At 59.9% G+C, this 7,426-nt stretch carries 7 protein-coding genes; 1 reads left to right on the plus strand and 6 read right to left on the minus strand.

Annotated elements, in window-relative coordinates:
- Positions 1-4 precede the first annotated feature (4 nt).
- From ccoO (CKW18_RS14870) to ccoN (CKW18_RS14895), 6 genes are all read right to left on the minus strand, one after another.
- The gene (ccoO, locus tag CKW18_RS14870; RefSeq protein WP_095047713.1) at positions 5-613 is read right to left on the minus strand and encodes a cytochrome-c oxidase, cbb3-type subunit II; all 609 of its coding nucleotides are present in this window, start codon (positions 611-613) and stop codon (positions 5-7) included.
- Positions 613-2,055 carry a cytochrome-c oxidase, cbb3-type subunit I gene (ccoN, locus tag CKW18_RS14875; protein ID WP_095189480.1) on the minus strand — a complete coding sequence of 481 codons (1,443 nt, stop codon included), beginning with the start codon at positions 2,053-2,055 and terminating at the stop codon, positions 613-615. The genes ccoO (CKW18_RS14870) and ccoN (CKW18_RS14875) overlap by 1 nt, the downstream gene beginning before the upstream one ends.
- A 481-nt stretch (positions 2,056-2,536) precedes the next feature.
- Entirely contained in the window at positions 2,537-3,490 is a 954-nt protein-coding gene (ccoP, locus tag CKW18_RS14880; protein WP_095189481.1) for a cytochrome-c oxidase, cbb3-type subunit III, read from the minus strand.
- Complete coding sequence (locus CKW18_RS14885) at positions 3,487-3,684, minus strand: cbb3-type cytochrome c oxidase subunit 3 (RefSeq protein ID WP_095189482.1); 198 nt, start codon at positions 3,682-3,684, stop codon at positions 3,487-3,489. The genes ccoP and CKW18_RS14885 overlap by 4 nt, the downstream gene beginning before the upstream one ends.
- Positions 3,685-3,687: 3 nt before the next feature.
- Positions 3,688-4,296 (minus strand): cytochrome-c oxidase, cbb3-type subunit II, encoded by a 609-nt coding sequence (gene ccoO, locus CKW18_RS14890; RefSeq protein ID WP_095189483.1) that lies wholly within the window; start codon positions 4,294-4,296, stop codon positions 3,688-3,690.
- A 10-nt stretch (positions 4,297-4,306) separates the two neighbouring features.
- Entirely contained in the window at positions 4,307-5,731 is a 1,425-nt protein-coding gene (ccoN, locus tag CKW18_RS14895) for a cytochrome-c oxidase, cbb3-type subunit I (protein ID WP_095189484.1), read from the minus strand.
- A 95-nt stretch (positions 5,732-5,826) separates the two neighbouring features.
- Here ccoN (CKW18_RS14895) and CKW18_RS14900 point away from each other — a divergent pair, with 95 nt between their 5' ends.
- Complete coding sequence (locus tag CKW18_RS14900) at positions 5,827-6,507, plus strand: alpha/beta family hydrolase (RefSeq protein WP_095189485.1); 681 nt, start codon at positions 5,827-5,829, stop codon at positions 6,505-6,507.
- The last annotated feature ends 919 nt before the right edge of the window (positions 6,508-7,426 follow it).

Below are 7,426 nucleotides of genomic sequence, written 5' to 3' on the forward strand. Positions count from 1 at the left end.
GAATTCACCGTTTGCTTTTGATGATGGTGCCCAGGCCTTGAAGGTAGGCCACCAGCGCGTCCATTTCGGTTTTGCCCTTCACGGCATCTTTTGCACCGGCGATGTCTTCGTCGGTGTAAGGGACGCCGAGCGTGCGCAACACTTCCATTTTCTTGGCCGTGTCTTTGCCGTCGAGCTTGTTTTCCACGAGGAACGGGTAAGCCGGCATTTTCGACTCAGGCACCACGTTGCGCGGGTTGTACAAGTGCGCACGTTGCCAGTCATCGGAGTAACGACCGCCCACACGGGCCAGGTCCGGACCGGTACGCTTGGATCCCCACAGGAACGGGTGATCCCAGACGCTTTCCCCGGCAACCGAGTAGTGGCCATAGCGTTCGGTTTCAGCGCGGAACGGACGGATCATCTGCGAGTGGCAGCCGACACAACCGTTGGCGATGTAGACGTCGCGGCCTTCCAGTTCCAGCGCCGAACGCGGCTTCATGCCTTCGACCGGCTTGTTGGTGACGTCCTGGAAAAACAGCGGAACGATTTGGGTCAGGCCGCCAACGCTGACGGCGATGACCATGAAGAAGGCCAGCAGGCCAATATTCTTCTCGACAGCTTCATGCTTCATCAGTGAGCTCCAACGACAGCGATCTGGGCGGCGGCTTCGGCTTCAGCCGGGTTCGAGGCGCGCACGGTGCGCCAAACGTTGTAAGCCATCAGGAACATGCCGCTGGCGAAGAAGGCACCGCCCAGCGCACGGACGATGAAGCCCGGGTGGCTGGCTTGCAGCGCTTCGACGAACGAGTAGGTGAGGGTGCCGTCGTCGTTGATTGCACGCCACATCAGGCCCTGGGTGATGCCGTTGACCCACATCGACGCGATGTACAGCACGGTACCGATGGTCGCGAGCCAGAAGTGCGCGTTGATCAGGCCGACACTGTGCATCTGCGCACGGCCGAACAGTTTCGGGATCATGTGGTAGATCGCGCCGATCGAGATCATCGCCACCCAGCCCAAAGCGCCGGCGTGTACGTGGCCGATGGTCCAGTCGGTGTAGTGCGAGAGCGAGTTGACGGTCTTGATCGCCATCATCGGACCTTCGAAGGTCGACATGCCGTAGAACGCCAGCGATACCACGAGGAAGCGCAGAATCGGGTCGGTGCGCAGCTTATGCCAGGCGCCCGAGAGGGTCATCATGCCGTTGATCATGCCGCCCCAGCTTGGCGCCAGGAGGATGATCGACATCGCCATGCCCAGCGATTGTGCCCAATCCGGCAGCGCGGTGTAGTGCAAGTGGTGCGGGCCGGCCCAGATGTACAGGGTGATCAGCGCCCAGAAGTGCACGATCGACAGGCGATAGGAGTAGATCGGACGTTCGGCCTGCTTCGGCACGAAGTAATACATCATCCCCAGGAAGCCGGTGGTCAGGAAGAAACCCACGGCGTTGTGGCCGTACCACCACTGGATCATCGCGTCGGTGGCACCCGAGTAAGCCGAATACGACTTGAACAGGCTGACCGGCAGCGACATGTGGTTGACGATGTGCAGCATCGCGGTCACGACGATGAACGCGCCGTAGAACCAGTTACCGACATAGATGTGCTTGGTGTTGCGCTTGGTGATGGTGCCGAAGAACACCAGACCGTAGGTGACCCAGACAATGGCCAGGAGAATGGCGAGTGGCCATTCCAGTTCCGCGTATTCCTTGGTGGTGGTGTAACCCAGCGGCAAGGTAATGATCGCGCCGACAATGACCGCTTGCCATCCCCAGAAGGTGAAGGCGGCGAGGCTGTCGGAAATCAGTCGCGTCTGGCAGGTTCGCTGCACGACATAGTAGGAAGTGGCAAACAGTGCACAGCCACCGAAGGCAAAAATCACCAGGTTTGTGTGCAACGGGCGCAGGCGTCCAAAGCTCGTCCACGGCAGACCGAAGTTCAATTCCGGCCAGACCAGTTGCGAGGCGATGAAGACACCGAGCCCCATGCCAAGGATCCCCCAGACCACCGTCATGATGGCGAACTGGCGGACTACCTTATAGTTATAAGCAGTCGGACTGATTGCTGTGCTCATTCTAAGGTTCCACGGTTTGGGTGTTTTATTAGGATTAAAATCGGCCGCAAGTATGCAGAGAGCAGGGGGTCATTGCAACGCGCCATGACCTGGGTCAATGCTTTCCAACGCTGATTCTGCGGCCTTTCCATGCGCCGCGTAAGGTCAAAATTGGCCTCGGACAAAATGTCGCAGCGGACGAAAAAAGCGAGGGGTTCAGATCGCGCGTAACGGGGTGTGTTCAAACGATTCGTTCGGGTGACGGACGGTAAATGGCACGACAGCCGGTATCTACCGGCCTTTGCGGCCACGTCAGTCAGCCGGTTCGAAGAACACAGCGGTTAGCGTTGACCTGGAACCGGCGCGAGCCAGTCCGCATCGACCAAGCGTAGACCCGAATCCGGGGAACCGAAAGGAGAGGGTGTAAAGGGGTGCGACAATGCGTCGCAAAGGGGCGGGATCTGCCGCACCGAGAATGGTGCGGCAGAGATGTACGCAATATTTACTGTTTATTGTCTTCGGTAATAAGTTTTTCTGTATTCAATCCATTGCTTAGGCTGTACACGTAAGCCGCCAGCAATTGCACTTTATCGTTGCCCAGCAGTTCGTTCTGCGCCGGCATGTGGCCTTGGCGACCATGGCGAATGGTCTGTTCAAGCTGGGTCAGGCTGGTGCCATAGATAAATCCGGCCGGGTGCGTCAGATTCGGCGCGCCCATGGCTTCAGTGCCGTGGCCGGTTGCCCCATGACAGGCGACGCAGGTCGTGCTGAACGCCTGTTGTCCGGCTTGCAGATCAGCCTTGTTGTCGGCCGGCAATGGCAGCCCGGCCAGTTCATGACGAACGTAGGCAGCAACGTTCTTCACCCCGGCCTCACCCAGTACTTCGCCCCAGGCTGGCATCGCCGCCATCCGCCCACCCATGATGGTGGTCTTGATGGTGTCGGCATCGCCGCCCCAGCGCCAGTCGCTGTCAGCCAGGTTAGGGAAGCCGAAGGCACCCTTGGCGTCCGAGCCGTGGCACACCGAGCAGTTGGAGGCGAACAAGCGGCCGCCCATTTTCAGCGCCTGCGGATCCTTCGCCACTTCTTCCACCGGCATGGCGGCGAACTTGGCGAAGATCGGGCCGAATTTGGCATCCGCCTTGTTCATCTCCTTTTCCCACTCGTGGACGCCGGTCCAGCCGTCCTCGTAGCCCGGCAGAATGCCTTTCCAGTTGCCCAGGCCCGGATACAGGATCAGATAGCCCACGGAAAACACCAGCGTGCCGGCGAACAGCATGAACCACCACTGCGGCAGCGGGTTGTCGTACTCCTCGATGCCGTCGAAGCTGTGGCCCATGGTCTGGTCGACGCTGCCCTTGGTCTCGCCCCGGCGGGTGCCGATCAGCAGCCAGGTCAGGCCGATCAGGCTGCCGATGGTCAGTACGCAGATCCACGTACTCCAGAAGGTGGTCATGGCCGGGTACTCCTTGGTTCAGATACTGGGGTTGTGTCGGGTAGCGGTTCGTCGGCGAATGGCAGCAGGCGCGCTTCGGCGAATTCCGGGGTGCGCTTGCGGTTGAACACCCACAGCGTCAGCCCGACGAAGGCGACGAACACCACGACCGTGCCGAGGCCGCGAATCAGGCCTGCACTCATTTCAATGACCATGGCTCACCTCTTGCTCTTGATCGCAGTGCCGAGCACTTGCAGGTAGGAGACGAGCGCGTCTATTTCGGTCTTGCCCTTGAGGCTGGCCACCGCGCCGCTGATGTCGTCGTCGGTGTATGGCACGCCGAGGGTGCGCATGGTCTTGAGCTTGGTTTCGGTGTGGCTGCTGTCGACCGCTTGCGTGACCAGCCACGGATAGGCCGGCATTTTCGATTCAGGTACGACGTTGCGCGGGTTGTACAAGTGCGCGCGGTGCCAGTCATCCGAGTAACGCGCGCCAACCCGGGCCAGGTCCGGACCGGTACGCTTCGAACCCCACAGGAACGGGTGATCCCACACGCTTTCGCCCGCCACCGAGTAGTGCCCGTAGCGTTCGGTTTCGGCGCGGAACGGTCGGATCATCTGCGAGTGGCAACCGACGCAGCCTTCGCGGATGTAAATGTCGCGGCCTTCCAGTTGCAGCGCGGTGTAGGGCTTCATGCCTTCCACCGGTTTGTTGGTGACGTCCTGGAAGAACAGCGGGACGATCTGGGTCAGGCCGCCGATGCTCACGGCGAACACCATCAGCAACATCAACAGGCCGACGTTCTTTTCAATCGTTTCGTGTTTCATGGCGGAATCCTCAGGCCATCTGCGCGGCAGCGACGACGTCAGCAGGCTGCGAGGCCCGCACGGTGCGCCAGGTGTTGTAAGCCATCAGGAACATGCCGCTGAGGAAGATCGCCCCACCAATCAGCCGCACGACAAAGCCTGGGTGGCTGGCCACCAGGGTTTCGACGAAGGAGTAGGTCAGCGTGCCGTCCTCGTTCACCGCGCGCCACATCAGGCCTTGGGCGATGCCGTTGACCCACATCGAGGCGATGTAGAGCACGGTGCCGATGGTCGCGAGCCAGAAATGCGCGTTGATCAGACCGACACTGTGCATCTGCTCTTTGCCGAAGATTTTCGGAATCATGTGATACAGCGCGCCGATCGAGATCATCGCCACCCAGCCGAGGGCGCCGGCGTGTACGTGGCCGATGGTCCAGTCGGTGTAGTGGGAGAGGGCGTTGACCGTTTTGATGGCCATCATCGGGCCTTCGAAAGTCGACATGCCGTAGAACGCCAGCGACACCACGAGGAAGCGCAGGATCGGGTCGCTGCGCAATTTATGCCAGGCGCCCGAGAGGGTCATCATGCCGTTGATCATGCCGCCCCAGCTCGGTGCCAGCAGAATCAGCGACATCACCATGCCCAGCGACTGCGCCCAGTCCGGCAGGGCGGTGTAGTGCAAGTGGTGCGGGCCGGCCCAGATGTACAAGGTGATCAGGGCCCAGAAGTGCACGATCGACAGGCGATACGAGTACACCGGACGTTCGGCCTGTTTCGGTACGAAGTAGTACATCATCCCGAGGAAACCGGCGGTGAGGAAAAAGCCCACGGCGTTGTGGCCGTACCACCATTGCACCATCGCGTCGGTTGCACCGGCGTACACCGAGTAGGACTTGGTGAAACTCACCGGCAACTCAAGGTTGTTGACGATGTGCAGAATCGCCACGGTGATGATGAACGCGCCGAAGAACCAGTTGCCCACATAAATGTGCTTGCTCTTGCGCTGCATGATCGTGCCGAAGAACACGATGGCGTAGGCGACCCAGACGATGGTGATCAGGATGTCGATCGGCCATTCCAGCTCGGCGTATTCCTTGGAACTGGTGTAACCCAGTGGCAGGCTGATGGCCGCCAGCAGGATCACCAGTTGCCAGCCCCAGAAGCAGAACGCGGCGATTTTCGGCGCAAACAGCTGAGTCTGGCAGGTGCGTTGCACCGAGTAGAACGAACTGGCGAACAGCGCACAGCCACCGAACGCGAAGATCACCGCGTTGGTGTGCAGCGGGCGCAGACGGCCGAAACTGGTCCAGGGTAAATCGAAGTTGAGTTCGGGCCAGACCAATTGGGCCGCGAGAAAAACCCCGAGCCCCATGCCGACGATGCCCCACACCACCGTCATAATGGCGAATTGGCGGACCACCTTGTAGTTGTAGGCGGTACTGATAGAAGTGTTCATGGTTCCCCATCCACGGTTCAGCCGAAGTGAGCGCACGCAGAAAACGCTGCGAATCCTTCGTCTGGAGTTATAGGCAGACTAAAAGCGAGGCAAGCATGGACAAACAGCACAAGGCCAGTATTGACGGGGATCAATGGGCGCAGTGCGTGCTCGATCATGGATGGCTTTGGGATGCCGCCAGTGGTGGGGCTTCGGCGACGCTGATCCTGGCGCATGGGGCTGGGGCGCCGATGGATAGCGACTGGATGACTGACATGGCTCGGCGCCTTGCTGCACTTGGGGTCAACGTGTTGCGCTTTGAGTTTCCTTATATGGCGCAGCGGCGCGTTGATGGGGTGAAGCGACCGCCGAATCCTGCTGTGAAATTGCAGGAATGCTGGCGTGAGGTGTATGCCGAGGTGCGACGTCATGTCGCTGGGGTTTTGGCCATTGGCGGGAAGTCGATGGGGGGGCGGATGGCCAGTCTCTTGGCCGACGAGTTGGGGGCTGATGCGTTGGTGTGTCTGGGGTATCCGTTTTATGCGGTGGGGAAGCCGGAGAAGCCACGGGTTGAGCATTTGGCTGGTTTGCAGACGCGGACGTTGATTGTGCAGGGGGAGCGGGATGCGCTGGGCAATCGTGAGGCTGTCGAGGCTTACACGTTGTCACCGGGTATTGAGGTGGCGTGGCTGGCGGCCGGGGATCATGATTTGAAGCCGTTGAAGGTTTCCGGGTTTACCCATGAGCAGCATTTGGCTAGCGCCGCGCAGAAAGTATCCGAGTTTCTCAGCAAGTGACCGAGCCGGGCTGAGATTTTGAACTGCATGAAGATCTGCTCCCTTCCCCCTCGCCCCCATGGGGGCGGTCCGACGTTTCGGGAGGGCTGGGGGGTATCGATTTCAGCTACGACATATTTTTTGGGTACATATCCATTCCTGCGGTAACGGCCACTTAGGGTTCCGCCCCTACGGCGGGTCACTTTTTACAAACGCCTAAAAAGTAACCAAAAACGCTTGCTCCTACGTGCGGCCCGCTCGCTGAGGCTCGGGGTCCCTTCGCTCCGGAATCGATCCGGGCGCAGCGCCTACGGTTTGCTTCGCTGCACCTCCTCTCGCTGTGTTTGGCTGCGCCAAACGGTCGCTGCGCTCCCACCCCCGGATCAATCCCTCCACTCAGCCTTCCGACGTCGCCCATGGCAAGATCAAGAGCGGCAGCCGAGCTAACGCTCATCCTGTGGAGTGGTGAGGGGCGGGGTGTGGTTGGGTTTGGTCACCTCAGATCAGTTCCTTCTCCCTCCGGGAGAGGGCCAGGGTGAGGGGCTTTTGATCTGCGTCTGAATTTCAGTCCAGCTCGGTATTTCAGGTCGGCGTAACTCTGGCAATCACCTCGGTCAGTTCCCTCTCCCTCCGGGAGAGGGCTAGGGTGAGGGGCTTTTGATCTGCTTCTGGATTTGAGTTCGGCTCGGTATTTCAAGTCGGCGTAACTCTGGCAATCACCTCGGTCAGTTCCCTCTCCCTCCGGGAGAGGGCTAGGGTGAGGGGCTTTTGATTCTGCTTCGGGGATTACGTGGAGAGCCTAAATTTTTTCCTCTGACTTCGTTTCTTGGACAGGCTCATTGCGCGTGGACGCGTGGGTGTTTCCAGAGCGGATCCGTGCCAGCGCCGGATTCGCTCTTTGGCATGTCGATCAGGAGCGAGCGTGATAATTTCCAGACAG

Source organism: Pseudomonas sp. Irchel 3E19 (assembly GCF_900187585.1).
GTDB lineage: Bacteria > Pseudomonadota > Gammaproteobacteria > Pseudomonadales > Pseudomonadaceae > Aquipseudomonas > Aquipseudomonas baetica.

Bases quoted from the DNA above. Each gene is read 5' to 3' on its own strand.
- ccoO (WP_095047713.1), bottom strand. From the start codon at position 613: ATGAAGCATGAAGCTGTCGAGAAGAATATTGGCCTGCTGGCCTTCTTC.
- ccoO (WP_095189483.1), bottom strand. From the start codon at position 4,296: ATGAAACACGAAACGATTGAAAAGAACGTCGGCCTGTTGATGTTGCTG.
- CKW18_RS14900 (WP_095189485.1), top strand. From the start codon at position 5,827: ATGGACAAACAGCACAAGGCCAGTATTGACGGGGATCAATGGGCGCAG.
- ccoN (WP_095189484.1), bottom strand. From the start codon at position 5,731: ATGAACACTTCTATCAGTACCGCCTACAACTACAAGGTGGTCCGCCAA.
- ccoP (WP_095189481.1), bottom strand. From the start codon at position 3,490: ATGACCACCTTCTGGAGTACGTGGATCTGCGTACTGACCATCGGCAGC.
- ccoN (WP_095189480.1), bottom strand. From the start codon at position 2,055: ATGAGCACAGCAATCAGTCCGACTGCTTATAACTATAAGGTAGTCCGC.
- CKW18_RS14885 (WP_095189482.1), bottom strand. From the start codon at position 3,684: ATGGTCATTGAAATGAGTGCAGGCCTGATTCGCGGCCTCGGCACGGTC.